General features: G+C 59.7%; 25 protein-coding genes. 12 read left to right on the plus strand and 13 right to left on the minus strand.

Going from position 1 to position 26,024, the window contains the following annotated elements; genetic code table 11:
- Nucleotides 1–1,614 carry a peptidoglycan -binding protein gene (locus ACP7AP_RS04830; protein WP_426032775.1) on the plus strand — a complete coding sequence of 538 codons (1,614 nt, stop codon included), beginning with the start codon at nucleotides 1–3 and terminating at the stop codon, nucleotides 1,612–1,614.
- 73 nt (nucleotides 1,615–1,687) lie between these two features.
- Here ACP7AP_RS04830 and ACP7AP_RS04835 read toward each other — a convergent pair whose 3' ends face one another.
- From ACP7AP_RS04835 to gloB, 3 genes are all read right to left on the minus strand, one after another.
- A complete protein-coding gene (locus ACP7AP_RS04835; RefSeq protein ID WP_426032777.1) occupies nucleotides 1,688–2,623 on the minus strand; it encodes a M23 family metallopeptidase in 936 nt (311 codons plus the stop codon).
- The gene (gene clpA / locus ACP7AP_RS04840; RefSeq protein ID WP_426032779.1) at nucleotides 2,620–4,941 is read right to left on the minus strand and encodes an ATP-dependent Clp protease ATP-binding subunit ClpA; all 2,322 of its coding nucleotides are present in this window, start codon (nucleotides 4,939–4,941) and stop codon (nucleotides 2,620–2,622) included. The genes ACP7AP_RS04835 and clpA overlap by 4 nt, the downstream gene beginning before the upstream one ends.
- 170 nt (nucleotides 4,942–5,111) lie before the next feature.
- The gene (gloB, locus tag ACP7AP_RS04845; protein ID WP_426032781.1) at nucleotides 5,112–5,879 is read right to left on the minus strand and encodes a hydroxyacylglutathione hydrolase; all 768 of its coding nucleotides are present in this window, start codon (nucleotides 5,877–5,879) and stop codon (nucleotides 5,112–5,114) included.
- Between the two features lie 224 nt (nucleotides 5,880–6,103).
- On the opposite strand from gloB, the gene ACP7AP_RS04850 reads away from it, so the two are divergent.
- Nucleotides 6,104–6,889 (plus strand): class I SAM-dependent methyltransferase, encoded by a 786-nt coding sequence (locus ACP7AP_RS04850; RefSeq protein WP_426032783.1) that lies wholly within the window; start codon nucleotides 6,104–6,106, stop codon nucleotides 6,887–6,889.
- Here ACP7AP_RS04850 and ACP7AP_RS04855 read toward each other — a convergent pair.
- A complete protein-coding gene (locus ACP7AP_RS04855) occupies nucleotides 6,870–8,792 on the minus strand; it encodes a hypothetical protein (RefSeq protein ID WP_426032785.1) in 1,923 nt (640 codons plus the stop codon). The genes ACP7AP_RS04850 and ACP7AP_RS04855 overlap by 20 nt on opposite strands.
- A 401-nt stretch (nucleotides 8,793–9,193) precedes the next feature.
- On the opposite strand from ACP7AP_RS04855, the gene ACP7AP_RS04860 reads away from it, so the two are divergent.
- The 6 genes from ACP7AP_RS04860 (at nucleotide 9,194) to ACP7AP_RS04885 (ending at nucleotide 14,568) form a co-directional block, all read left to right on the plus strand.
- Nucleotides 9,194–9,754, plus strand: a complete 561-nt coding sequence (locus ACP7AP_RS04860; protein ID WP_426032787.1) for a F0F1 ATP synthase subunit delta — start codon at nucleotides 9,194–9,196, stop codon at nucleotides 9,752–9,754.
- Nucleotides 9,754–11,292, plus strand: coding sequence for a F0F1 ATP synthase subunit alpha (gene atpA / locus ACP7AP_RS04865; protein WP_426032789.1), 1,539 nt, complete (start codon nucleotides 9,754–9,756; stop codon nucleotides 11,290–11,292). The genes ACP7AP_RS04860 and atpA overlap by 1 nt, the downstream gene beginning before the upstream one ends.
- 17 nt (nucleotides 11,293–11,309) lie before the next feature.
- A complete protein-coding gene (locus ACP7AP_RS04870) occupies nucleotides 11,310–12,176 on the plus strand; it encodes a F0F1 ATP synthase subunit gamma (protein ID WP_426032791.1) in 867 nt (288 codons plus the stop codon).
- A gap of 17 nt (nucleotides 12,177–12,193) precedes the next feature.
- Nucleotides 12,194–13,636, plus strand: a complete 1,443-nt coding sequence (gene atpD, locus ACP7AP_RS04875) for a F0F1 ATP synthase subunit beta (protein WP_426032793.1) — start codon at nucleotides 12,194–12,196, stop codon at nucleotides 13,634–13,636.
- A 9-nt stretch (nucleotides 13,637–13,645) separates the two neighbouring features.
- Nucleotides 13,646–14,038, plus strand: coding sequence for a F0F1 ATP synthase subunit epsilon (locus ACP7AP_RS04880; RefSeq protein WP_426032795.1), 393 nt, complete (start codon nucleotides 13,646–13,648; stop codon nucleotides 14,036–14,038).
- A gap of 179 nt (nucleotides 14,039–14,217) precedes the next feature.
- A complete protein-coding gene (locus ACP7AP_RS04885) occupies nucleotides 14,218–14,568 on the plus strand; it encodes an H-type lectin domain-containing protein (RefSeq protein WP_284324624.1) in 351 nt (116 codons plus the stop codon).
- Nucleotides 14,569–14,752: 184 nt separating this feature from the next.
- On the opposite strand, the gene ACP7AP_RS04890 is transcribed toward ACP7AP_RS04885, so the two are convergent.
- Nucleotides 14,753–15,772 carry a ribose-phosphate pyrophosphokinase gene (locus ACP7AP_RS04890; protein ID WP_426032797.1) on the minus strand — a complete coding sequence of 340 codons (1,020 nt, stop codon included), beginning with the start codon at nucleotides 15,770–15,772 and terminating at the stop codon, nucleotides 14,753–14,755.
- A 90-nt stretch (nucleotides 15,773–15,862) separates the two neighbouring features.
- Here ACP7AP_RS04890 and ACP7AP_RS04895 point away from each other — a divergent pair, with 90 nt between their 5' ends.
- Both ACP7AP_RS04895 and ACP7AP_RS04900 read left to right on the plus strand, forming a co-directional pair.
- Nucleotides 15,863–16,459, plus strand: coding sequence for a 2-hydroxychromene-2-carboxylate isomerase (locus ACP7AP_RS04895; protein WP_426032799.1), 597 nt, complete (start codon nucleotides 15,863–15,865; stop codon nucleotides 16,457–16,459).
- Nucleotides 16,460–17,281: an alpha/beta fold hydrolase gene (locus ACP7AP_RS04900; RefSeq protein WP_426032801.1), complete on the plus strand. Its 822-nt coding sequence runs from the start codon at nucleotides 16,460–16,462 to the stop codon at nucleotides 17,279–17,281.
- 57 nt (nucleotides 17,282–17,338) lie between these two features.
- On the opposite strand, the gene ACP7AP_RS04905 is transcribed toward ACP7AP_RS04900, so the two are convergent.
- From ACP7AP_RS04905 to ACP7AP_RS04940, 8 genes are all read right to left on the minus strand, one after another.
- On the minus strand, nucleotides 17,339–18,367 hold the full coding sequence (locus ACP7AP_RS04905) for a threonine aldolase family protein (protein WP_426032803.1): 1,029 nt from the start codon (nucleotides 18,365–18,367) through the stop codon (nucleotides 17,339–17,341).
- The gene (locus ACP7AP_RS04910; RefSeq protein WP_426032805.1) at nucleotides 18,367–18,819 is read right to left on the minus strand and encodes a YcgN family cysteine cluster protein; all 453 of its coding nucleotides are present in this window, start codon (nucleotides 18,817–18,819) and stop codon (nucleotides 18,367–18,369) included. The genes ACP7AP_RS04905 and ACP7AP_RS04910 overlap by 1 nt, the downstream gene beginning before the upstream one ends.
- Nucleotides 18,820–18,857: 38 nt before the next feature.
- Nucleotides 18,858–19,781: a bifunctional riboflavin kinase/FAD synthetase gene (locus ACP7AP_RS04915; protein ID WP_426032807.1), complete on the minus strand. Its 924-nt coding sequence runs from the start codon at nucleotides 19,779–19,781 to the stop codon at nucleotides 18,858–18,860.
- A 29-nt stretch (nucleotides 19,782–19,810) separates the two neighbouring features.
- Complete coding sequence (locus ACP7AP_RS04920; RefSeq protein WP_426032809.1) at nucleotides 19,811–20,254, minus strand: MaoC family dehydratase; 444 nt, start codon at nucleotides 20,252–20,254, stop codon at nucleotides 19,811–19,813.
- Nucleotides 20,255–20,368: 114 nt separating this feature from the next.
- Complete coding sequence (locus ACP7AP_RS04925) at nucleotides 20,369–21,259, minus strand: TIGR01459 family HAD-type hydrolase (protein WP_426032811.1); 891 nt, start codon at nucleotides 21,257–21,259, stop codon at nucleotides 20,369–20,371.
- A gap of 111 nt (nucleotides 21,260–21,370) precedes the next feature.
- A complete protein-coding gene (locus ACP7AP_RS04930) occupies nucleotides 21,371–22,291 on the minus strand; it encodes a manganese-dependent inorganic pyrophosphatase (protein WP_426032813.1) in 921 nt (306 codons plus the stop codon).
- Between the two features lie 91 nt (nucleotides 22,292–22,382).
- The gene (locus tag ACP7AP_RS04935) at nucleotides 22,383–22,622 is read right to left on the minus strand and encodes a hypothetical protein (protein ID WP_426032815.1); all 240 of its coding nucleotides are present in this window, start codon (nucleotides 22,620–22,622) and stop codon (nucleotides 22,383–22,385) included.
- 24 nt (nucleotides 22,623–22,646) lie between these two features.
- Nucleotides 22,647–23,642: a TraB/GumN family protein gene (locus ACP7AP_RS04940; protein WP_426032817.1), complete on the minus strand. Its 996-nt coding sequence runs from the start codon at nucleotides 23,640–23,642 to the stop codon at nucleotides 22,647–22,649.
- 233 nt (nucleotides 23,643–23,875) lie between these two features.
- On the opposite strand from ACP7AP_RS04940, the gene ACP7AP_RS04945 reads away from it, so the two are divergent.
- Both ACP7AP_RS04945 and groL read left to right on the plus strand, forming a co-directional pair.
- Nucleotides 23,876–24,163, plus strand: a complete 288-nt coding sequence (locus ACP7AP_RS04945; protein WP_054006994.1) for a co-chaperone GroES — start codon at nucleotides 23,876–23,878, stop codon at nucleotides 24,161–24,163.
- Nucleotides 24,164–24,232: 69 nt separating this feature from the next.
- The gene (gene groL / locus ACP7AP_RS04950; RefSeq protein WP_426032819.1) at nucleotides 24,233–25,882 is read left to right on the plus strand and encodes a chaperonin GroEL; all 1,650 of its coding nucleotides are present in this window, start codon (nucleotides 24,233–24,235) and stop codon (nucleotides 25,880–25,882) included.
- The last annotated feature ends 142 nt before the right edge of the window (nucleotides 25,883–26,024 follow it).

A 26,024-nucleotide genomic window follows, 5' to 3' on the forward strand; every position in this document is an offset into this window, starting at 1 on the left:
ATGGCTTTGCGCCGCAAACGCGATTCCGCGATGATCTGGCCCGGCTTTGTCGATGCCGTGACCACCTTGCTGATGGTGCTGATGTTTGTGCTCACCATCTTCACTGTTATGCAATCGGTGTTGCGCGACACCATCACCACGCAATCGACCGAGCTTGACGGCCTCACCGCGCAAATCGCCGGCCTGGCCGACGCTTTGGGGCTGGAACGGCAAAAGGTCAGCGATCTGCAAGGCCAAGTCGGCACGCTCAGCTCTGATTTGACCGCGGCCCAAACCAAAGGCGAGCAGCAATCCGCCCTGATCGCCACCCTCACCGGGCAAATTGCCACCAAAGAGGGCGAAATCGCCGCCGCCCAAACCCGCATCACCAGCTTTGAAGCCCAAGTCGCGAGCCTGCTGTCGGAACGTGACACCGCGCGTGGGCAAGCCAGCGCCTTGAGCGCGCAAGTCAGCGATCTTGAAGCCAAAGGCGCGAAACTTTTGACCGAAAAACAGGCCCTTGACCTCGCCCTCGCCAAAGCCCGCACCGAGATTGACGCCAGCACCGAGGCCGCCCGCCTTACCGCCGCCCGCCGAGAGGCTTTGGAAACCTTGGTGGCCGATCTGAAAGCAAAGGGCGACACCAGCGCTGCCGACCTTAAAGCCGCCCAAACCAAAATCACTGACGCCGAGGCCACCCGTCTGGTCGATGCCGCAGCCCTCGCCGCGCTGCGCGACAAGCTGAAAAATTCGGATGCCGAACTGACCGCGATGACATTGGCGCTGGAAGATCAACGCAAAGCGGCCGAAGACACCCTGACCCTGCTGGCTGCCGCCAACACCAAAGCCGCGCAATCGGCAACCGCAGGCGATAAAAACGCCCCCTTGCTTGCCGTGGCGCAGCAAGCTTTGACCGCCGAGCAAGCCAAATCGCTTGACGCGGCCCGCAAGACCGAGGTGCTGAACCAGCAAATCGCTGCCCTGCGGGTGCAACTGGGGGAATTGCAGGGCCTGCTGGATGCTTCGGCCTCGAAAGACTCCACCAACAAAGTGCAAATTGAGGCTTTGGGCAGCCAGTTGAACGCCGCTTTGGCGCAGGTCGCTTCGGAACAGAAAAAACGCGCCGAATTGGAGGCTGCGGAGCGGGTGCGGTTGCAGGCCGAGAACGCCGATCTGGCGAAGTTCCGCAGCGAATTCTTCGGCCAACTCTCGCAGCTTTTGGCGGGCCGCGAAGGCGTGCGGGTGGTCGGGGATCGGTTTGTGTTCTCGTCCGAGGTTTTGTTCAACCCCGGCTCGGCTGATCTGGCACCCGAGGGGCAGGCTCAGATCGCTGATGTGGTGAAGATATTAGATGAGGTGGCCGGGAAAATTCCGCCGGGGATTGATTGGATCATCCGGGTCGATGGCCACACCGATGACGTGCCGTTGTCGGGGGCCGGGGCGTTCAAGGATAACTGGCAGCTGTCTCAGGCGCGGGCTTTGTCGGTGGTGCGGTTCATGCAGGACAATCTGGGCTTCCCGCCGCAGAGGTTGGCGGCGACCGGATTTGGCGAGTATCAGCCGGTGGCTGCGGGAGATTCGGCGCAGGCAAGGGCGCAGAACCGGCGGATTGAGTTGAAGCTGACAGAGAGGTAGTGTCTGCACGTGGACAGGGGTGCGGTTTATGTGAAATCAAAGGGTTACGGTGGTGATATTCATAGCTTATTAACTATTGGCCCACCGTAATCTCGATCTGCTCACGCCCCAATTCGACCCCGCCCCGCTGCAAAACTGCTTCACCCTGATAGCGCCCCGAAGGCCATGCGGCGGTCTTCAACTTCCGCCCCACCGCGCGAAACGCCTGCGCCTGGGTTTTCTCGATCACAGACCGGTCGGTCAGAATATCGCCCTCAGGCCCGGTCAGCCGAAACAGGATCGCATCGGCAGGTTGCGCGCCATAAAGAAACGCCCAGACCACCAAGGCGGGCGCGTTGGCCGCGAGGGCAGGGCTGGCAAGCCCATCCTTGACGACTTGATAATCGGGAATTTCCGCGCTGATGCCGATGCTGAGCAAGCCGCCCGGTTGATAGGCCACGGGCTGATCCCACAGACCGGGGCCGGGCGCGCCGCAACTGGTCAGGGTTTCGGGCGCGAAAGGGTCAAGCTCCGCGCCATTGCGGCGCACCGAGAGGTGCAGATGCGGAAAGGCGGCCATGCCGGATTGATCGATCTGGCCCAGCACCGTGCCTGTATCCACCTCATCGCCGACGCGTGCGCGCACAGAGCCTTGTTTCATATGGCAATATTGAGTTTCCCAGCCACCACCATGATCGACCAGAACGCCATTGCCACATTCTTTATCGGCCACAACAGGCGCGAAATCAGCGATGCCATCGCGCACGCCTTTCACGGTTCCGGCACTTGCGGCCAGCACATTTACCCCAGCCTGCATCGCGGCACGGGTGGGCAAGGCGATGTCGGTGCCATCATGGCCTTCATACGACAACGGCCCACAGGTGAAATCCTGCGCGCCCGGTCCGGGGTCGTGATCGACATATTGCTGGATGTAGCAGGTTGACCCGAAGCGACAGTCGGCGGGGAATGATAGTTCAAAGGCCCCCGCCGGGAAGGCGAGGGCCAAAGTCAGAAGTAAGGTCTTGATCATTCCGCCGTAAGCAGCGGCGGTTTCTGCCCGGTGAGGCGGGCCTTTTGCGGCTCCTCAAAGGTCAAAGCCAGTTCGCCATCCTTGACATGGACATGTACCAGACCGCCCTTGGTCAGCTTGCCGAACAACAACTCCTCGGCCAAAGGTTTCTTGATGTATTCCTGGATCACCCGACCAAGCGGCCGCGCGCCCATTTTCTCATCATAGCCCTTGTCACCCAGCCAAGCGGCGGCTTCGGGCGTCAGGTCAATATGGACATTGCGATCCAACAGTTGCGCTTCCAGTTGTAGCACAAACTTGGTCACCACCTGCATGATGACCTCTTTGCCCAAACGCGCGAAGCTGATGACCGCATCCAGACGGTTGCGGAATTCGGGCGTGAAGGTGCGCTCGATCGCCGCCGTATCTTCCCCGGTGCGCGCGGTGCGGCCAAAGCCAATCGATTCTTTCGATTGCTCCATAGCGCCTGCGTTCGAGGTCATGATCAGGATCACATTGCGGAAATCCACCGTCCGGCCATTATGGTCGGTCAGCTTGCCGTGGTCCATAACCTGCAACAGGATGTTGTAGACATCCGGGTGGGCCTTTTCCATTTCGTCCAACAGAAGGACGCAATGCGGGTCTTGATCGACGCCATCGGTGAGCATGCCGCCCTGATCGAAGCCGACATAGCCCGGAGGCGCGCCGATCAGACGGCTAATCGCATGTTTCTCCATGTATTCCGACATATCGAACCGCAGCAGCTTGACGCCAAGCGAGGATGCCAACTGCTTGGCAACCTCGGTTTTACCCACGCCCGTCGGCCCTGCGAACAGGTAGTTGCCGATGGGTTTTTCCGGCTCGCGCAGGCCAGCGCGGGCGAGTTTGATCGCGGAACATAGCGATTCCACGGCTTTATCCTGCCCGAACACCACTCGTTTCAGGGTTTTTTCCAGATCGCGCAGGGTTTCGGCATCGTCTTTCGATACCGTCTTGGCCGGGATGCGGGCGATTTTGGCGACAACCGCCTCAATCTCTTTCACACCCAGAGATTTGCGCTTTTTCGAATCCGCCAGCAGATGCTGCGCAGCCCCGGCTTCGTCGATCACGTCAATCGCAGAATCCGGCAGTTTGCGGTCGTGGATATAGCGCGCCGCCAGTTCTACAGCCGATTTGATCGCATCATTGGTGTAGCGCAGGTCGTGATGCTGCTCAAAATGCGGCTTCAACCCCATCAGAATCTTGATGGTATCGGGCACAGAGGGTTCATTGACGTCGATTTTCTGGAAACGCCGGGCAAGCGCACGGTCTTTCTCAAAATGCTGACGGAATTCTTTGTAGGTGGTCGAGCCCATGCAGCGCAACTTGCCACCCGCCAAGGCCGGTTTCAAAAGGTTCGAGGCATCCATTGCACCGCCCGAAGTCGCACCCGCGCCGATCACGGTGTGGATTTCGTCGATGAACAGGATCGCGTCGGGGTGATCTTCCATTTCCTTGACGACCGCTTTCAAGCGTTCCTCAAAGTCACCACGGTAGCGGGTGCCTGCCAGCAATGCGCCCATATCAAGCGAGTAGATCGTGGCATGCGCCAAAATCTCAGGCGTTTGTTTATCCACGATTTTCTTCGCCAAACCTTCGGCAATTGCGGTTTTCCCGACACCCGGATCACCGACCAGCAGCGGGTTGTTTTTGCGACGGCGGCACAGCACTTGAATCGCGCGTTCCACCTCGGCTTCGCGGCCGATCAGCGGATCGACATCGCCCTTCATCGCCTTGACGTTCAGATCCACGCAATATTTCGACAGCGCGGATTCCTTGGCCTCGCCCGCCTCGGCTTTCGGGGTTTCATGGTGGTGTTCCTCCGCCCCCGTGACCGGGCGCGCCTCGCCATAGCTGGGGTCTTTGGCGACACCATGAGCGATGAAGTTCACCGCGTCATAACGGGTCATATCCTGCTCTTGCAGGAAATAGGCGGCGTTGGATTCGCGTTCGGCAAAGATCGCAACCAGCACATTGGCCCCGGTGACTTCGGTGCGGCCCGAGCTTTGCACATGGATCGCCGCGCGCTGGATCACGCGTTGGAAGGCGGCAGTTGGTACGGCTTCCGAGCCTTCGACATCTGTGACCAAAGTTGACAGATCGTCGTCGATGAAGTCGTTCAGGGTTTTGCGCAGATCATCGAGGTTGACCGAACAAGCCTTCATGACGCGGGCAGCGTCAGGCTCGTCGATCAAAGAGAGCAGAAGATGCTCCAGGGTGGCAAGTTCATGGCGGCGGGCATTGGCAAGCGCCAAAGCGCCATGGATGGCTTGTTCGAGGGTCGTCGAAAATGATGGCACTTGGTCGTGCTCCTGTCCTGCGGGTCGGACGGGCGGATGGCCCTAATCCAACCATGGCCTCATAAGGTAAAGGATCGGTTTTATTCTGCGATCTTCAAGCCCTATTTCAGCAAGATTTCGTAAATTGTCGGCAGTGATGCAATTTGTGATGGGCGCGGTGCAGAATGGACTCAGAATTTGTCCTTTAGCGCGCGGATTGCGGTGAAGACTTGGGCATCGGTTGCATCAGCCATACCCAGATATTGTCTGATATAGGGGTCTTGCGCGCGCAGAAAAGGGTTGGTGGCCAATTCTTCTGACAAGGTCACCGGCACAGTGGGATGGCCGCCGCTGCGCGCGCGTGTCACCGCACGGATACGGGCTTGCAGGGCGGAGTTGCCCGGATCGACGCTGATTGCGAACGCAAGGTTCGCGGCGGTGTATTCGTGGCCCGAGCAGATCAGCGTGGCGGGCGGCAGTTGTTGCAACTTGGCAAGGCTTTCGAACATCTGCTGCGGCGTGCCTTCAAACAGCCGACCACAGCCTGCGGCCATCAAGCTGTCGGCGGTGAAGCACAGGCCTGAGGCGGGGAAGTAAAACGCGATATGGCCGACGGTATGACCGGGCACATCAATGACATAGCCGATCTCGGCGCCGACTGTCACCTGATCGGCCTCGACCAGTGCGCGGCTTAAAGGCGGCAGGCGGTGGGCGTCGGCGGCAGCACCCAGGATGGTGGCGGAAGTGGCTTCGACAATCGCCCCCACGCCGTCGATATGGTCCCAGTGGTGATGCGTCAGCAGGATTTGATCAAGATGCCAGCCACGCGCCTTCAACGCGGCAAGGATCGGGCCTGCCTCGGGGGCGTCGATCAACGTCGTCTCGTCGCTGGCCGGATCATGCAGCAGATAGGCGTAATTGTCTTTCAGGCAGGGAATGGTGACAAGTTCCAGGGTCATGCGGCGGTGGCCTTTCAAGGTTTGCAGCCAGAGTGCAGCGCGCGCCGGGCAGGTGCAATTCGTTTCGCCGCACAATCGGGCAGAAACCAAACGGAATTTGAGAAATTCCGTGGCCTTGCCGCAAAGGCTCTGCTTAATCGGCAGGGGATAGGTTTCGGCCATAGCCATACCGGCGCATCCGGCTATGATTGGCGCGATTTTACCGCCGAGGAAACCCCGACTCCATGCATCTTGATGTCCTCGATCTGCGCAATTTCTACTACCGCACCCAGCTTGGTCGGGTGGCGCAGCGGGCGATCCGCGATCAGGTGGTCAGCCTTTGGCCGCCTGCGCCGGGGCAGACTGTGGTGGGTTTTGGCTTTGCGGTGCCGCTGCTGCGGCCCTATCTGCAGGATGCACGCCGGGTGATTGGGCTGATGCCGGGTCCGCAAGGGGTGATGCCTTGGCCCGCGGGGATGGCCAACGTCTCGGTGCTCTGTGAGGAAAGGCTCTGGCCGCTGCCGACCGGGCATGTCGACCGCTTGGTGCTGATGCACGGGTTGGAGACTTCCGACAACCCCACCGCCGTGTTGGAGGAAGCCCACCGCGTGCTTGGCCCCGGTGGCCGGGCCTTGTTTGTGGTGCCGAACCGCGCAGGCCTGTGGGCGCGCCGCGACGGCACGCCGTTCGGCTTTGGCCGCCCCTATTCCGGTGGACAGTTAGAGGCGCAACTGAAGGCCCACGGCTTCACGCCAGAACGCAGCATGACCTCGCTGTTCGCGCCGCCGTCGGAAAGCCGGTTCTGGCTGGGCACGTCGAATTTTTGGGAGGGCTTTGGCCGCCGCCTGCCATGGCTGGCAGGCGGGGTGCTGATGGTCGAGGCCAGCAAACAAGTCTATGCCCCGACGCGCGGCGGCTTGGGCGCAACCGTGCGCAAACCGCTGCGCGTGTTAGAGGGCGTGGGGGCTGCGGTGCCCAGCCATAAGGTGCTGCCCGGCATTCAGTCTATTTTCAAACGCGATGGACTGTAAGCTGAGAGTCACCTGCGGCAATCGCATCTTCAATCAGCGGTATGCCTTCGGCGACAATCGCGACAGTGACCCCTCCGACGCGGATTTTGGTGCTGTTCACTTCAACGCCATTGCCTGCGGTGTTGTAGTGGAAGGTGATTTCCCCTTGCAGATTTGCGTCGATGTTCAGCGTCAGGTGATCACTGCCCAGCAGGCGCACATTTGCTGGGCCATAGGCTGCCACATCCTCGGCGTTGAAATTGATCGTGACATCATCGCTGCCGAGATCAAAGTAATCGCCGCTGTTAAAGTTTTGCCCCGCGCCACCGATCAAGATGTTATGCCCCGAACCGCCATCCATCGACAACGCGCCTGTGCCAGCCTGCGCCTCAAGGTAATCGTCGCCGCTGCCACCCTCATACTGCGGTGCATGGTGGCCGGGCTGCACCAGACCTGGGCCGTCGTTCTGGATCACAATATGATCGTTGCCCGCGCCACCGTAAAATCCTGAATCGAGCGTTGTGCCCGCGATTCCGTTTGGCGCGTTCAGCAGGTAACTGTCATCACCCGCGCCGGCATAGACCACATGTGCTGCACCATTGCCGATGAAGCTGTCGTTGCCATCGCCGAGTTGCACGATCAACTCGTCCGATCGCGTGGAGGTCACGCTGTCATCGCCCGCGCCGGTGTTCAACACCACATCATGTTGCTGCAACAGGGTGTCGTTGCCCGCGCTGCCATCGGCTTGGTGCAGCGGGCTGCCGATTTCGACGACGGGGCCGCTCTCGGTGCCGGAGACTGTATGAACATGCGAGGCGATCTCGATGTCCGAGATGTCAAAATCGCTGGTCACGCCATTCAGTCGCACCACATTGGTTTGTTGGGCGGCGTCGGGGTCATTCGGATCCAGCCAATGCAGGGTGACTTCGGTATAGCCTTGATCGGCGTTCACGACGACGCTGGCGTGGTCATAGACATAGCTGTCGTTCGGACCGCCCGTTGCATCAACCAGCAGATGGTCGGTGCCCGACACGAAATCAGTGATCTCAAGTGGCGTCGATATCGGCAACCCAAAGTGAGATGCCGAGCCGTCGATCACAAAACGATCCGCGCCATCGCCGCCCGAAGCGGTGGTCGTGTTGAATGTGGCATCCTGTGCGATAATTTGCCCGTTCAGCACCAAGGTATCGTCGCCCGCACCGCCCGCGCCAGAGGCGCCATGGTCAAGCACCAGCGTGTCACCTCCACCGTCGCCCTGTGCGTGGGCGTTGAAACTGGCCGCGATCACATCACTGCCGTCTCCGCCCGAAACGGTCGTGCCAAGTCCGTCGTAGACGGGGATATTTGCGAAGCCGCTGGCGACAAGATGATCAGTCCCATCGCCGCCATAGCCATGACCAAGCTCTGTGAAAAGCAGATCATTCCCGGCACCGCCGTAGGTTGTTGGCAAGCCGGTGTCGCCAGATGGAAACAGGCCCGAGTATAGCCGATCATCTCCGGCGTCGCCCCACATCGTGGCATTGTCATAAGCCTCGATGGAATCGTTGCCAGCGTCACCATGCCCCTGAACATTGCCCTGGCCTACAAGCGCGTCATCCCCGCCGCCGCCATAAAGCGTGCTGAAACCATCCGCCGTCAGATCATCCTCACCCAACCCACCATGGGCCGTGCTGTGATCCTCGGCTGTGATAGTGTCATCGCCCTGATTGCCATGGACCTCGGCAGTGCCGCTCAGGTGCAGCGTGTCGTCGCCGCCCCAGCCGCTCACAACACCCTGATCGCCGCTGAGGGTGTCATCTCCGGCTGTGCCATGCTGCGCCTCATTGGGCGGGGTATCTTCTTTGTCGTCGTCGCCATCAAACACGCCCGACAGCGCCAGCAAGCCCCCGGTCAGCAGTAACGATCCCAGAATCAGCAAATCCATATCGCGTTAACCCCTCACTCGGAAAATCATCGCTTTAGACTAAATTGCGCACCGACGCCGGGTCAAACAATATGGCGAATATATGACGCATTTGCAGGGGTTTGCGGGGCAATCCCGGCACCTTCCCGGATTGTTTCGCCTTGATTAACAAAGCAATGCCGAAAAGGTGAAGCCCGCGTGATCGGCCACATCTCAAACCTGCCACCCCTGCGACAAAACCGCCATGCCGATATGTCGCACGCGCGCACGCGGATATTGAGTGTCCTTCCCCGTTGCGGGATGGCCAATCGTCTGCTAGAGACGCCCGAAATCGAGAAGACGCATGCCCCAAGTATGCGCCGCAAATGGGTTGTAACCCGGATGCGGCCCGCGCGAGGGGCCTATACAGCGGAAGGGTTGACGTGTCCGAACCAGCTTCAATCTCCTTGAGCATTGCATCGCGCTACGCGCAGGCTTTGTTTGAGATTGCGAAAGAAGAAAACGGTCTTAAAACGCTTGAGGCCGATACCGATGCTTTGGGAGCGGCCCTTGCTGCCAGCCCCGAGCTTGCCAGCATGATCGCCTCGCCGGTTGTGGCGCGTGAAGATCAAGCTAGCGCGATGGCGGCGATTGCTGCCAAAATGGGGCTGTCCACGGTGATGACCAATACCATCGCTTTGATGGCATCGAACCGCCGCTTGTTCGTGCTGCCGCAACTGGTCAGCGATCTCACTGCCCGCATCGCCGCTGAAAAGGGCGAAGTGACGGCGGAAGTCACCTCGGCGACAGCGCTTTCGGCAGATCAGGCCGCGAAGCTGGCGGCCTCGCTGAAAGCCAAAATCGGCAAAGATGTCAAACTTCAAACCACCGTTGATGAAAGCCTCATCGGCGGACTTATCGTCAAGCTCGGCTCGTCGATGATCGATACCTCGGTCAAGGCAAAGCTCGCGGCGCTCCAGAATGTAATGAAAGAGGTTGGGTGATGGGAATTCAGGCTGCTGAGATCTCTGCGATCCTTAAGGACCAGATCAAGAACTTTGGCAAAGATGCAGAGGTGGCCGAAGTTGGTCGCGTTCTCAGCGTTGGCGACGGCATTGCCCGTGTGCATGGGCTGGACAATGTCCAAGCCGGTGAGATGGTGGAATTCCCCGGCGGCATCCGCGGCATGGCGTTGAACCTTGAAGTCGACAACGTCGGTATCGTTATCTTCGGTTCCGACCAGGACATCAAAGAAGGCGACACCGTCAAGCGCACCAAGTCCATCGTGGACGTGCCGGTTGGCAACGGCCTGTTGGGTCGCGTTGTCGATGGTCTGGGCAACCCGATCGACGGCAAAGGCCCGATCGCCTCGACCGAGCGTCGTCAGGCTGACGTGAAGGCCCCCGGCATCATCCCGCGCAAATCGGTGCACGAGCCGATGGCAACCGGCCTGAAAGCTGTCGACGCGATGATCCCGGTTGGCCGTGGCCAGCGCGAACTGATCATCGGTGACCGTCAGACCGGCAAAACCGCCGTGGCTTTGGACACCATTCTGAACCAGAAGTCCTATAACGAGGCTGCTGGCGACGACGAATACAAAAAGCTCTACTGCATCTACGTGGCTATCGGTCAAAAGCGTTCGACCGTGGCGCAGTTGGTGAAGAAGCTGGAAGAAACCGGCGCGATCAAATACACCATCGTGGTGGCAGCGACCGCTTCCGACCCGGCGCCGATGCAGTTCCTTGCACCCTATGCCGCGACCTCGATGGCAGAATTCTTCCGCGACAACGGCCGTCACGCTTTGATCATCTATGATGATCTTTCCAAGCAAGCCGTGGCTTACCGTCAAATGTCGCTGCTGCTGCGCCGTCCGCCGGGCCGTGAAGCTTATCCGGGCGACGTGTTCTACCTGCACTCCCGTTTGCTGGAGCGTTCCTCGAAGCTGAACGAAGATTTTGGTTCGGGCTCGCTGACCGCGCTGCCGATTATTGAGACCCAAGGCGGCGACGTCTCAGCCTTTATTCCGACCAACGTGATCTCGATCACCGACGGCCAGATCTTCCTTGAAACCGAATTGTTCTACCAAGGCATCCGCCCGGCTGTGAACACCGGTCTGTCGGTTTCCCGCGTGGGTTCGTCTGCCCAAACCAACGCGATGAAATCGGTGGCTGGCAAGGTCAAACTGGAACTCGCGCAGTACCGCGAGATGGCTGCCTTCGCGCAGTTCGGCTCTGACCTTGACGCCTCGACCCAGCAACTGCTGAACCGTGGCGCGCGTCTGACCGAGTTGATGAAGCAAGCGCAGTATTCGCCGATGACCAACGCCGAGATTGTCTGCGTGATCTACGCAGGCACCTCCGGCGCGCTGGACAAAGTGGCTGTGAAAGACATCGGCCGTTTTGAAGCGGGCCTTCTGAAGCATCTGCGCGGCGCTGGCAAGGCTTTGCTGGATGACATCACCCAGAACGACCGCAAAGTTGCGGGCGATCTGGAGAAAGCCATCAAAGCTGAGATCGCGGCCTTCGCCAAAGACTTCGCCTAAGCGCCGGGGGATAGACAATGCCCAGCCTTAAGGACTTAAAAAACAAGATTGCGAGTGTGAAAAACACCCGCAAAATCACCAAAGCCATGCAGATGGTCTCTGCGGCAAAACTGCGCCGCGCCCAGGAAGCCGCTGAAGCTGCCCGGCCCTATGCCGAGCGGATGAATGCGGTGATGGGGGGCCTTGCGTCTTCGGTTGGAACATCGGCCAGCGCGCCCCGGCTTCTCGCCGGGACGGGCAGCGACCAAGTGCAACTGCTGGTCGTGATGACCTCGGAACGCGGGCTCTGCGGCGGCTTCAACTCGACCATCGTGCGGCTGGCCCGCGCCAAGGCGCAAGAGTTGATCGCGGCTGGCAAGACGGTGAAGATCCTCACCGTTGGCAAAAAAGGCCGCGAACAGCTGCGCCGGGATTACGCCGCCAATATGGTCGGCCATGTCGATATGGGCGAGGTGAAACGCGTCGGCTATGTCAACGCCCAGAACGTCGCGCGTGACGTGCTTGCCCGCTTTGAAGCTGGCGAATGTGATGTGGTCACCATCTTCTACAACCGCTTCCAGTCGGTGATCGCCCAGATCCCGACCGCGTTGCAGGTGATCCCGGCGAAGTTTGAGGCAGGTGCCGCGACGGCGCTTTATGACTACGAGCCCAGCGAGGAAGCCATCCTGGCCGATTTGCTGCCCCGCAGTATTGCCACGCAAATCTTCACGGCTTTGCTGGAAAATGGTGCGTCCGAGCAGGGCGCGCGGATGAGCGCGATGGACAACGCAACGCGCAACGCAGGCGACATGATCACCAAATATACCACGATCTACAACCGCTCGCGTCAGGCTGCGATCACCAAAGAGCTTATCGAAATCATTTCCGGCGCGGAAGCGCTGTAAGGAACCGGAGAAACAACATGGCAAAAGCACCGAAAAGCGCTGCCGCAGCAGGCAAGGTGACGCAAATCATCGGCGCCGTGGTTGACGTGCAGTTCACGGGTGATCTTCCCGCAATTCTGAACGCGCTGATCACTGACAACAACGGCAAGAAACTGGTGCTTGAAGTGGCCCAGCATCTTGGCGAAAACACCGTCCGCACCATCGCGATGGACGCAACCGAAGGCCTCGTGCGTGGCGCACCTGTGTCCGACACCGGCGCTCCGATCCAGGTTCCGGTTGGCGACGCCACCTTGGGCCGCATCCTGAACGTCATCGGCGAGCCGGTGGACGAAAAGGGCCCGGTTGTGGCCAGCGAATACCGCTCGATCCACCGCCCCGCCCCGACCTTCGCCGAGCAAGCCACCGAATCCAAAGTGCTGGTCACCGGCATCAAGGTGATCGACCTGCTGGCCCCCTACGCGAAGGGCGGCAAAATCGGCCTGTTCGGCGGCGCGGGCGTTGGTAAAACCGTTCTGATCATGGAATTGATCAACAACATCGCCAAAGTGCACTCGGGCTTCTCGGTGTTCGCTGGTGTGGGTGAGCGTACCCGTGAAGGCAACGACCTTTACCACGAGATGATCGAATCCGGGGTTATCAACCTCGAAGACATGACCAAATCGAAAGTGGCGTTGGTTTACGGCCAAATGAACGAACCGCCGGGCGCACGTCTGCGCGTGGCTCTGTCGGGTCTGACCTTGGCAGAACAGTTCCGCGACCAGTCCGGCACCGACGTGTTGTTCTTTGTGGACAACATCTTCCGCTTTACCCAAGCCGGTTCGGAAGTGTCGGCTCTCTTGGGTCGTATCCCGTCTGCCGTGGGCTACCAGCCGACGCTGGCAACCGACATGGGTGCTTTGCAAGAACGCATCACCTCGACCAAAGCGGGTTCGATCACCTCGGTTCAGGCAATCTACGTGCCTGCCGATGACTTGACTGACCCTGCACCAGCAACCTCGTTCGCCCACCTCGACGCAACCACGGTTCTGAGCCGCGCGATTTCGGAACTCGGCATCTACCCGGCGGTTGACCCGCTGGACAGCACCTCGCGTCTGTTGGACCCGGCGGTTATCGGCGAGGAGCACTACCTCGTCGCCCGTTCGGTGCAAGGTATCTTGCAACGCTACAAATCGCTGCAAGACATCATCGCCATCCTTGGCATGGACGAACTTTCCGAAGAAGACAAACTCACCGTGTCGCGTGCGCGCAAGATCCAACGCTTCCTGTCGCAGCCGTTCGACGTCGCGAAGGTGTTCACCGGTTCTGACGGCGTGCAGGTGCCGCTGGAAGAAACCATCCGCTCGTTCAAGGCGGTTGTGGCGGGCGAATACGACCATCTGCCGGAAGCGGCCTTCTACATGGTTGGCGGCATCGAAGACGTGAAGGCCAAAGCACAGCGGCTTGCTGCGGCTGCGGCCTAAGGGGGCATCATGGCTGGAACGCTGCAATTTGATCTCGTGTCACCCGAACGCCGCTTGGCGTCGGTTGTGGCATCCGAAGTGCAAATCCCGGGCGCCGATGGCGACCTGACGGCGATGGAGGGGCACGCCCCCACCATCACCACCCTGCGCCCCGGCGTGTTGAAGGTTGTCTCAAGCGAAGGCTCTAAATCCTTCGTCGTCACAGGCGGTTTTGCCGAAATCAGCGCCACCAGCGTCTCGGTTCTGGCCGAACGCGCGGTGCCGATTGAGGAACTCAACGCCGCGCTAATGGATCAACTGATCGCCGATGCGTCCGAGGCCACCGCCGTTGCGGTTGACAAAGACGCTGCCGACAAAGCGTTGGCCGATCTGGTCGCAATGCGCGCCGCCGCTGGCTTCTAAGCTGGTTGTGACAGAATGGATCTGGCCCCGCTTTGTCGGGGCCTTTTCATTTTGGTGGGTTTGCGGTTTAACAGCAGAAAGTCACACCAAAATTTCGCGATAGCTGCGTCATAAACCCGGAATCAACCTAGTTTCGCCGAAATTCATTGCTACGTTGCAGTTATAAAATCCGGGTCCGCATGAAACGCATCACCTCCAACACCATCGGCATTCAACAGGGCAGCCGGGTCCTGTTTTCCGACTTTGCCGACGGTGGCGTGATGTGGACAGGGCAGGGCGCGCGCGAAAGCCGCCATGTGGTAACGTTCAAGGAAGCCTTCACCGAAGCCCCCACCGTGATGGCCTCGATCTCGATGTGGGACATTGACCACAAACACACCTCCCGCGCCGATATTACGGCGGAGAACATCACCGAGACCGGGTTTCATCTGGTGTTCCGCACTTGGGGTGACACCCGCGTCGCCCGCGTTCGCGCCGACTGGATCGCGATGGGCTCGGCTGCGAGTGAGGATGACTGGCAGTTGTATTGAGGGTTGGACCGTTGAAGCCTCCGGCGGGAGTATTTCAAAAAGAGCAATTCGGGTGCCTAAGTGGCGAATTCGTTAAGATTTCGTTAAAATGACTGCATTAACATATTGATATCAAACAAATAAAAAAGGTCCCGAGTTGGGACCTTTCCATTATTGGTAGAGTGCGTGCTGGCACGCACCGCCCTTAAGGCCGCTGATACATACCCTCATAAATCGGAACCAGTGTGTCCGTCTCAAACAGCGATGAAACGCTGGTGCCGTTCCAGATGTTCAAAATCGCCTGCGCGAAAATCGGCGCTGTCGGCACGATCCGAATGTTCGGGCAGTTCTTCACCGCTTCGGTCGGCTCAATCGAATCGGTGATCACCAAGGATTTCATCACCGAATTGGTGACCCGCTCTACCGCAGGCCCCGACAAAACCCCATGCGTGATATAGCTGTGAACTTCGACAGCGCCATTCTCCATCAACACTTCCGCCGCCTTGCACAACGTCCCGGCGGTGTCGCAAATATCGTCCACAATGATGCACTTCTTGCCAGCAACCGAGCCGATGACGATCATCTCGGCAATCTCGCCCGCCTTTTCGCGCCGCTTATCCACGATGGCCAGCGGCGCGTTGATCCGCTTCGCCAATTCCCGCGCCCGCGCCACACCGCCGACATCGGGTGAGACGACCATCAAGTCGTGCATCTGACCTTTGAAGTGATGCTCGATGTCCAAAGCGAACACTGGCGAGGCATAAAGGTTGTCCACCGGAATGTCGAAAAAGCCCTGAATCTGTGCTGCGTGCAGATCCAGCGTCAACACCCGGTCCACCCCGGCCTCGGCGATCATATTGGCCACCAGCTTGGCTGTGATCGGGGTGCGGGCCTTGGCGCGGCGATCCTGCCGCGCATAGCCGAAATACGGGATCACCGCAGTAATCCGACTGGCCGACGAGCGCCGCAGCGCGTCGGTCATGATCAGCAGTTCCATCAGGTTGTCGTTGGCCGGGTTCGAGGTCGGCTGAATGATATACATATCCTCGCCGCGCACATTCTCGAACACCTCAACGAAAATCTCGGCATCATTGAAGCGTTCAATCCTTGCATCGACCAGATTGACCGACATGCCGCGATGCATCGACATGCGGCGCGCGATGGATTTGGCGAGGGATAGATTTGCGTTGCCGGAAATCAGTTTCGGCTCAGTCATAGCGGGCATGGGGATCTCCGGTGGGCAGATTCGGATCGTTGACACCGCTTATCACCCAGCTAGGGTCTTGCAAACCTTGAAGCCTAGGGGGCGCCTGAAATGCCACAGATCGACTACTACTTCGCGCCAATCTCGCCTTATTGTTATCTGGCGGGAAACAGGCTGGAGGCGATTGCCGCCAAACATGGGGCCAGCATCCGCTATATCCCGCTGAACTCACCCGCGCTGCTCCCGCGCACTGGCGGTCAGGTGCTGGCCGAACGGCACGAGTCGCGCAAGACCTACCGACTGCAAGAGTTGCGGCGCTGGTCGGCGCGGCTGGGGCTGAAGCTGGATGTGCAGCCCGCGCATTTCCCGGTCAACCCCGCGCCCGCGTCCTATGCGATCATCGCGGCGGCGAAAGTGGGCGGCGGCGATCTGGGTGGTTTGGTGCAAGCCTTCCCGCGCGCGGTCTGGGCCGAGGGGCGCAACATTGCCGAGGATGAGGTGGTGCAAGACATTCTTGCCGCCCACGGTTTTGATCCGAAAATCGCTGACAAACACATGCTGATGGCGGCGGAAACCTATATGGCGAACCTTGAAGAAGCGGTGGTGCGCGGTGTCTTCGGCGTGCCGTTCTATATCGTCGGCGACGAGCGGTTCTGGGGCCAGGATCGCTTGGAAGATCTTGACATGCACCTGTCTGGCAAGCTCTGAATGCCCGAAGATATGCACCATATCGCGCTGCCGCCGCACCGTGTCTGGCATCGCGGCGGTCAGCGCCCGGTTTTGGCTCTGCATTGCAGCCTTGCCCATGCCGGGGCGTGGTCTGGGCTGGCGGGCGCGCTGGAAGGGGTGACGATCACCGCCACCGATGCGCCGGGGCATGGTCGCGCGCCAGATTGGCTGCCGGGCACTGATATGCACGCACTGGCCACGGCGCAGTCGATTGCGATGGCGGAAAGTCTGGGTCAAGGCAAGCCGATTGACCTGATCGGCCACAGCTTTGGCGGCACCGTGGCCCTGCGTATAGCGGTCGAGCGCCCCGATCTGGTGCGCAGCCTGACGCTGGTCGAGCCGGTGATTTTCGCCGCGGGCCGTGCCGTCGATGCCGCCGCCTATCAGCGTTTCCGCGCGGATCACCTTGGCTTTGCCGAACTGGTCGATACCGGCGACCGCGCAGCCGCGGCCGCCTTGTTCCACAGCCATTGGGGATCGGGCGACCGTCTGGATGATCTGCCCGAACGCACCCGCGCCTATATGGTGGACCGTATCCATCTTATTGTGGCGCAAAATCCGGCGCTTCTTGACGATGCCGCAGGTATCTTGCGCCCCGGTGGGTTAGAGGCGGTTGATGTTCCGGTGCTGTTGATCGAGGGCGCCGGCAGCCCCGAGATCATCGACGCGCTGCACCGCGCCTTGGTGCTGCGTCTGCCACAAGCCGCGCGCTTGGTGGTGCCGGGGGCGGCGCATATGGTGGCGATCACCCATGCCGCAACCATTGCACCAAGCGTTCAGGCGCATCTGGATGGCGCTTAGACGCTTATCGGGCCTTTCGGCTCTCTGCGCTGCGGCGGCACCCAGCGATAAGGGCTGTCAGGCCCGCAGAGCGGTCAGGAACTGATCAACTTCCGCCTGTTGGGTGTTCCATGCGGTGACCAACCGGGCGGCCTCCATGCCAGCGCTTGCGGGCATCTGATAATAGGCCGCGCCCGCTGCTTCCAGCCGCTGATGCGTACCCGTCGCCCATTCTGGAAACATCATATTCGCCTGCGCCGGGTGCTGATGCGTAGCACCTGCAGCTGCGACGCCAGCCGCCAACCGAGCCCCCATCGCATTGGCATGGGTCGCCAGCCGCAGCCACAGATCATCCGTCAGATAGGCCTCCATCTGCGCCGAGAGGTATCGGTGCTTTGAGACCAGATGCCCCGCCCGCTTGCGGCGCAATTCAAACTCCCACGCCTTTTCGGGGTCAAACATAACCACCGCTTCCACGCCCAAACAGCCGTTTTTGGTGCCACCGAATGAGATCACATCAATCCCGGCCTGCCATGTCATCTCGGCAGCCGAAGCACCCGTGGCGATCAAAGAATTGGCAAAGCGCGCGCCGTCGAGATGGCAGGGCAGGTCCCATTGCTTCGCCACAGCGGTCAAGGCGGCAACCTCGGCGGGGGTGTAAACCGTGCCAGCCTCAGTCACATTGGTGATCGAGACCATGCCACGCTGCACGCCATGCACGCCAACTTCGCCAATCCGGCCAATGGTTTGCGCAAGGCTGTCCGGCGTCATCTTGCCGTGATCGCCGGGCACCCCGATCAACTTGGCACCGTCGGTGTAAAACTCTGGCGCACCACATTCGTCGGTGGCGATATGGGCGTCTTTATGGGCAAACACCGCCGACCACGGCTTGCTGTAGATCGCCAAGGACAGCGCATTGGCGGCGGTTCCGGTGGCCACAAGGTAAACGGCGGCATCAGGATGCTGGAACACCGCGCGCACCTGCGCCGTCACCCGCTCCATGATCGCATCGGCACCATAGCTGCGCGCGAAACCATCATTGGCGCGGGTCAGCGCCGCCAGAATCTCGGGATGCGCGCCCGAGGCGTTGTCAGACGTGAAATACATCAGATATTTTCCTGAATGATATAATCGTCCCAATCGTCTTCATTGATTGTGACTTCCGAGACGGTCTGGCCCCGCATCGACTGGCCAGAGGTATGGGTGGACAGCGGGTCGCCAGTCATCAAAGGGTGCCAGTCGGGCAAAGCTTTACCTTGCTGCAACAGCTTGTAGGCGCAGGTGGCGGGCAGCCAATAGCTGATCTTTTTCAAGGTCTTCGGGTTCAACCGAATACATTCCGGCACAAACTCGAACCGCCGCGTATAGTTGCTGCAACGGCAGGTTTCATTGTCCAGCAAGCGGCAGGCGACGCGGGTGTACTCGACCTCGCCGGTATCTTCATATTCGATCTTGTTCAGGCAGCATTTGCCGCAGCCGTCGCAAAGCGCCTCCCATTCCGGGGTGGTCATTTTGGCGAGGGGAACGGTCTCCCAGAATTTCGGGCGCAGATTTGTCATGGCTGCAAAATGACGCGGGCGCGCGGAAAAGGGAAGGGCTAGAGTGCGGTGAGAATTTCGCGGGCGCGGGCGACATCAGCGGCCATTTGCGTCATCAGCCCCGGCAGACCCTCAAATTTCATCTCGGGCCGCAGGTAATCGACAAGGCCGATCGAGACGTGCTGCCCGTAGAGATCGCCATTGAAATCAAAGATATACGTCTCAAGGTTCGGGGTGTTTTCGCCAAACATCGGCCGCACGCCAAGCGAGGCTGCGCCCTGATAACTGCCCGCTTGCGGTCCGGTCAGCACATCGACGAGCGCGGCATAGACGCCAAGTTTTGGCAGATGCAGACCCGCGACGGACATATTCGCGGTCGGATAACCGAGTTCGCGGCCGCGTTTTTCGCCATGGATCACCTCGCCGTCAATGCGGTGCCAGTGGCCGAGCATCGAGGCCGCATCGCGCGGGCGGCCCTCGGTCAGCGCCTGACGGATCGCGGTTGAGGAAATCTCGCGGCCCTCGGTCTTCACCAGATCGGCAATAGTGACGCCGAATCCATATTGCCGCCCAAGCGCTTGCAGATCGGTCGCTTTACCCGTGCGGCCTTTGCCAAAGCAAAAATCTGCTCCGACGACAACATGGGCGACGCCAAGGCCCTCCGCCAGCACCTGACGCGCGAATTCTTCTGGCGTGAAGCCGGCCATTTCTGCGTTAAACGGCAGTTGAAACAACTGCTTGACGCCCAGCTTGGCCAGACGGTTGCTGCGGGCTTCGGCGTTCATCAAACGAAACGGCGGAGCGTTGGGGGCGAAATATTCGCGCGGATGCGGCTCGAACGCCACGATGCCCAGGGGGCCATGCGGGCGGGCGCGGTCTATCACCGAGCGGTGGCCAAGATGCACGCCGTCAAAATTGCCCATCGCCACCGAAGCGCCGCGTGTGTCAGGGTCAAGCCCTTGCCAATGCTGGTTTATTTGCATGCTACCCCAGGGTGGGGCGGCAGGCACCCCTAGTCGAACTTACGGCTAGGCGCCAGAACCAGCGCTTCGCCTTTCAGAACCATGGTATTGCCCACCGCGCAATGGGTTTCAAGGGTCACACGGCGGCGGGAATGGTCGATGGCCAGCACTTTCACCACGGCTTCAACGGTATCACCGGGGCGGACGGGGGCAAGGAATTTCAGGGATTGTCCAAGATAAACAGTGCCATGGCCGGGAAGCTGTTCGCCGATCACCGCTGAAATCAGCCCGGCGGTCAGCATGCCATGCGCGATGCGTCCTTGAAAAATTGTGTCCTGCGCATAAGCCTCATCCAGATGCACCGGATTATGATCGGTGGAAATTTCGGCGAAAAGCTGAATATCGCGGTCGGTTATGGTTTTTTGCAACCTGCGCACCATGCCAATTTCCAAGTCTTCGATGCAGATGGTGCCGCGCGGGTGGTTATCAAGCATGAGCCGAATCCCTTAGATATGCCAATGCAGCGTAGCAGATGCTGCGCTGCGGCGCAAATTCAAAGCGCATTAATTGTGCGCAAAAACGACTTATTGGGTAATTTTGTTGCTGCGCTAGCGCAGATGGCCAATGCTATAGCTGGGCGACAGCATCCCCGCTTCCAGCCAGTCCTCCAGCAAGTCCTTGTCTGGATTGTTAGAATCCGCACCAAAGCTTTCATGCGCGATGCCGCCGGTGACGAAAAGCGCATCAAGGCTTTCGCCAATCGCGCCCTGCACATCGGTATGGATGCCGTCGCCGATGCAGAGGATACGCGCATCTTCCGCGCCGCCCAAGGCTGTCAGACGGCGGCGGGCAAGATCGTAGATCGGCGGGTGCGGCTTGCCGAAATACAGCGCGGTGCCGCCCATCGACTCATATTCTTTCGCCAGCGCCCCCGCGCAATACAAAAGCTTGTCACCCCAATGCACGATGATGTCGGGATTGGCGCACAGCATGGGCAGGCCAAGGTTTTTCGCCAGCAGCAAAGTGGCGCGGTAATCATCCGGCGTTTCGGTCAGATCATCCACCAGACCCGTCACCACAAGGCCCTCGGCGTCTTTGGTGGCCACGCGGGCAATCGGCGGATTAGCGGCGGCAACCGCTTGCAGATCTTCGGCGAAATCGGTGAAAAACACCTCATCCTTGGGTGCGCCAATGAAATGCACCTTATGCCCGACAGCCCCGCTTAGCATCGCATATTGCGCGGCATCGCCCGAGGTCACTACATCATCCCAGGCATCGCGCGGTACGGACATTTCATCCAACTGTTTGATTATGCTGGATTTTGGGCGGGGCGCATTGGTCAGCAAGATCACCCGGCCCCCCTTGGCGCGGAAAGCCTGCAACGCCGCCACCGCTGCCGGGAACGGCGCGAGGCCGTTGTGCAAACACCCCCACAGGTCGCAGAACACAGCATCATAGCGGGCGGAAATCTGAGCGAGGTTGGCGATGATCTGCGTCATGGCGGGCCTTTCAGGGCGTAGGGGTTTCGAGAGGTTGACGACACAGAAACCGGCCATATCCGGGCAATATCGCAAACCCGCCGGAGGCTCGTCGGTTCCGGCGGTATCAGCTTAGAATTTCAGCGCCGGGATGATCTGCTTTTTGCGGCTCATCAGGCCGGGGATCAGCACGGTATCGCCCGTCACCGTGACGCCAAAGGAAGCTTCGGCCAGCGCCTTTACCAGATCGTTCGGCACCAGCAACGTGGCTTCCTCGCGCAGAATGTCGATGACGAACAGCAGCACCTGCTCGGCCCCGTCTTCCGCCGCCACGCCGGGCATCGCGGCCATCAGGGCAGCTTTGCGGGCCAGCACAGTGGCGGGCGAAGTGGTTTCCAACACCGAAATCCGCAGCTCGCGCCCGGCGACGTTGTATTCCTTGCTATCCATCCGCAGCAAAGCCACATCGGAAAACGCCGACACATCGGATTTCGCCGCGAACATCGCAGCCGCCAGTTCCGGGATCGACACGCCCAAATCCGCCGCCAAAGCCTCGGCCACCGCGCGGTCATGCGGCGTGGTGGTGGGAGAGCGGAATTCCAGCGTGTCAGACAGGATGCAGGACAGCATCGCGCCCTTGATTTCACGCGGGCATTTCGCCAGATCGGCACCCATAATATCGTGCATCACGGTGGCGGTGCAGGCCAAGGGCCGTATCACCACATTGATCGGGGTTTTGGATTTCAGGCCACCCACCAGCATGTGATGGTCGATGATCGCCATGATATTGGCCTCGTTGATCGAGGGCGGCAGTTCAGCCGGGTTGTTGGTATCGACGATCACCACTTGCTGACCGGCGGCGACATCGGCGATGATTTCAGGCTGCGCGAAACCCCAATGTTTCAGCACGAAGGCGGCTTCGGTGTTAGGCTGTCCCAGCAGGCGCGGCTCGGCATTGCCGCAGCGCAGATTGGTCAGATACCAAGCCCAGATGATTGCCGACAGCGTGGCGTCGGTGTCGGGGGATTTGTGGCCGAAAACGAGAGTGGTCATGGGGCAAGCCTTCGCGATGGGATTTTGCCCGGCTTATAGGGGCAGGGGGGGGAATTGTCACGGGGTCGCAAAGCCGCGGGCACGCACGCGTTTACGGCCACTGCGCCGGATCGGTTTCCGACTGGCAGCCATAAGGCGGCAGGGTTTTGTCGCCAAAATGCGATTTCAACTGGCTGCAACCCCAATCCTGCACAAAGCCCGGCATCATCTTATGCAAGTCGATGCCCACTTCATCAAAGGGGTCGGCAGCCCCTGCAGTATTGTTGACCCAAGCGTAATAGCGATAGCCACCGGTGCCGAGAACGGCGAGCGCAATGATAACCACAAACATCAGCAATCATTTCATAACAAACCTTTACGGGGTAAGGGACAGGCGGGTGATCGTATAGCCATCATCCTGCAACAACTTCAACACCCCTTGATCGCCCGACAGATGCAGCGCACCGAACGCCACCAGCACCGGGCCTTTCGCGGCTGCCGCTGTGATCACCGGAATCCAGGACTGGTTGCGGTCGTTCATCATCAGCTTTTCCATCACGGCAAATTCACGCTCCACCCGTTCCGGGGTGAAACCGGGCAGTTGCAGCGATTGCAGCTTGGAAAACTCCCAGATCAGCCGACCTTCCTCGGCGAAATAGGCATCCGCAAGGGTGACGGCCATGTCGGCGGATTTATCTTCAAGCGCCAAAGCCGAGGTGATCATGTCGATCTGCTCGGGTTGCGACATGCCGCCGAAGATCGAAAACAGCGTGTCATAGGGTTCCAGCGCCTCGACGGGCAGGTCACGCGCACTGGCGGCTTTGATCAGTTGTGAGTCCAGACCTTCGGGCATCGCGGCAAGGTCCATGCTACAGGGCGGCATTGCCAAGAGGACCGAGACATACCACGGGCGGAATTTCGCAACCATGAAACTGGGCACGCCGCGCGCCGAGGCTGCCGCGCGCAGGTGCTGCCAGTCTTCGGGCGCAAGCACTTCGGCAAGGGTGGGGCCATCCGTGTTGACGATCAGGGAGGGGTCGTCGGCCATGCGGGCTTTCAGCGATTCCTGCTCTTTTGGACCTGCCTCGACCAGCAAGACCTTGGCTTTGGCCAATACGGGCGCAAGGGCGGCCAATGTGGTGGCATGGCGCGGATCGTCGAAATGATAGGTGCCGACGAGGGTGATTTTCTCGGCTCCCTTGGTGGCCAGCCATAAATTGCCGACGGCAAAGGGCTGTTTTGCGGCCTCGGCACGCAGGGCGGTTTGCGCCTGAGGCGACAGGTCTGCGATCAGGTTTTGACCCTTGCATTCGGCCAAGGCAGGGGCGGTTATGGCCAACAGGGCGATGACTATAGATAAAATTTGGCGCATGGCGTCCTGCTTTTGGAGGTGGCACAAGCGTTGCATTTTGAAGCTGCAAGGCCAAGCCCGAACCACGCCGCCAAGGCGGAAGTCAGCCGCCGATCTGTTCGGCTGTCGCAAAAATTTCGCGCAGTCGGGTGTTGACTGTGAGAGGCACAACGCCTAATTCTAGCCTCGTTAGCACTCAGTGAATACGAGTGCTAATCTTATTCAAACCTGGAAACTCAAGGGAGTGTAACCAGATGGCATTCACACCGCTGCATGACCGCGTATTGGTCCGTCGTATCGAAGGCGAAGACAAAACCAAGGGCGGCCTTATCATCCCGGATAGCGCCAAAGAAAAACCGGCTGAGGGCGAAATCGTCTCGGCAGGTCCGGGCGCACGCAAGGACAGTGGCGAGCTGATCGCGCCTTCGGTCAAGGCCGGCGACAAGATCCTGTTCGGCAAATGGTCGGGCACCGAAGTGAAACTTGACGGCGAAGATCTGCTGATCATGAAAGAAAGCGATATCCTCGGGATCATTTCCTAAGGGGTGGGTGGTGGGGTGAAACCCCACCCTACGCTTTACTTTTCAACATCTTAGACTGGAGTCCATATCATGGCTGCAAAAGACGTACGTTTTGAGTCCGATGCCCGCGACCGCATGCTGCGCGGCGTGAACATCCTGGCTGACGCTGTCAAAGTAACGCTTGGCCCGAAAGGCCGTAACGTTGTGATCGACAAGAGCTTCGGCGCTCCGCGCATCACCAAAGACGGTGTGACGGTTGCCAAAGAAATCGAACTGTCCGACAAGTTCGAAAACATGGGCGCGCAAATGGTGAAGGAAGTCGCTTCCCGCACCAATGATGAGGCTGGCGACGGCACCACCACCGCGACCGTTCTGGCGCAAGCGATTATCAAAGAAGGCATGAAAGCTGTTGCAGCTGGCATGAACCCGATGGATCTGAAGCGCGGCATCGACATGGCGACCACCAAGGTTGTGGCTGCGATCAAAGCGGCTGCCCGCCCCGTGAAAGACACCGCAGAAGTCGCACAAGTTGGCACCATCTCGGCCAACGGCGAAGCTGAAATCGGTCGTCAGATTGCTGATGCGATGCAGAAAGTCGGCAACGAAGGCGTGATCACTGTTGAAGAAAACAAGGGTCTGGAAACCGAAACCACCGTTGTCGAAGGCATGCAGTTCGACCGTGGCTATCTGTCGCCTTACTTCGTCACCAATGCTGACAAGATGATTGTCGATCTGGAAGACGTGCTGATCCTGCTGCACGAGAAAAAACTCTCGTCGCTGCAGCCAATGGTGCCGTTGCTGGAAGCCGTGATCCAATCGCAGCGCCCGCTGCTGATCATCTCGGAAGATGTTGAAGGCGAAGCTTTGGCGACTTTGGTCGTGAACAAACTGCGCGGCGGTCTGAAAATCGCGGCTGTGAAAGCTCCGGGCTTTGGCGATCGTCGTAAAGCCATGCTGCAAGACATCGCAGTGCTGACCGGCGGTCAGGTGATCTCGGAAGATCTGGGCATGAAGCTGGAGTCGGTCACGATCGACATGCTGGGCAAAGCCAAGAAAGTCTCGATCACCAAAGACAACACCACCATCATTGATGGCTCGGGCGTCAAGGCCGAGATCGAAGCCCGTGTTTCGCAGATCCGCACCCAGATCGAAGAAACCACTTCGGACTATGACCGTGAAAAACTGCAAGAGCGTGTGGCGAAACTGGCGGGCGGCGTTGCTGTCATCAAAGTTGGCGGCATGACCGAAATCGAAGTCAAAGAGCGCAAAGACCGTGTTGACGACGCTTTGAACGCGACCCGTGCGGCCGTGCAAGAAGGTATCGTTGTTGGCGGTGGTGTGGCGCTGATCCAGGCTGGCAAAGTGCTGGAAGGTATGGTTGGGGCGAACCCGGACCAGACCAACGGCATCAACATCGTCCGTAAAGCACTGGAGGCTCCGCTGCGTCAGATCGCACAGAACGCCGGTGTTGATGGCGCGGTTGTGGCTGGCAAAGTGCGCGAGTCGACCGACGTGACCTTCGGTTTCAACGCACAGACCGAAGAATATGGCGACATGTTCGCATTCGGCGTGATCGACCCGGCGAAAGTCGTGCGGACCGCGCTGGAAGATGCAGCTTCGGTTGCATCGCTGCTGATCACCACCGAAGCGATGATTGCGGATCGTCCAGAGCCTAAAGGCAATGGCGGCGGCATGGGCGGCGGCATGGGCGGCATGGGCGGCATGGACGGCATGATGTAATCCAGTACTCTGGATTGAAGATCGGGACGGGCGTGGCGCAAGCTGCGCCCTTTTCTTTTGGCGGCGCGTTTGGGCCTACAGACGTGACCTTATAGCGCGGCTTACGCCGCAAGACCTTTTAGCGCTTGCGCGCGGTGGGTGC

The sequence above is a fragment of the Cypionkella sp. TWP1-2-1b2 genome (genome assembly GCF_049896245.1).
Classification (GTDB): domain Bacteria; phylum Pseudomonadota; class Alphaproteobacteria; order Rhodobacterales; family Rhodobacteraceae; genus Cypionkella.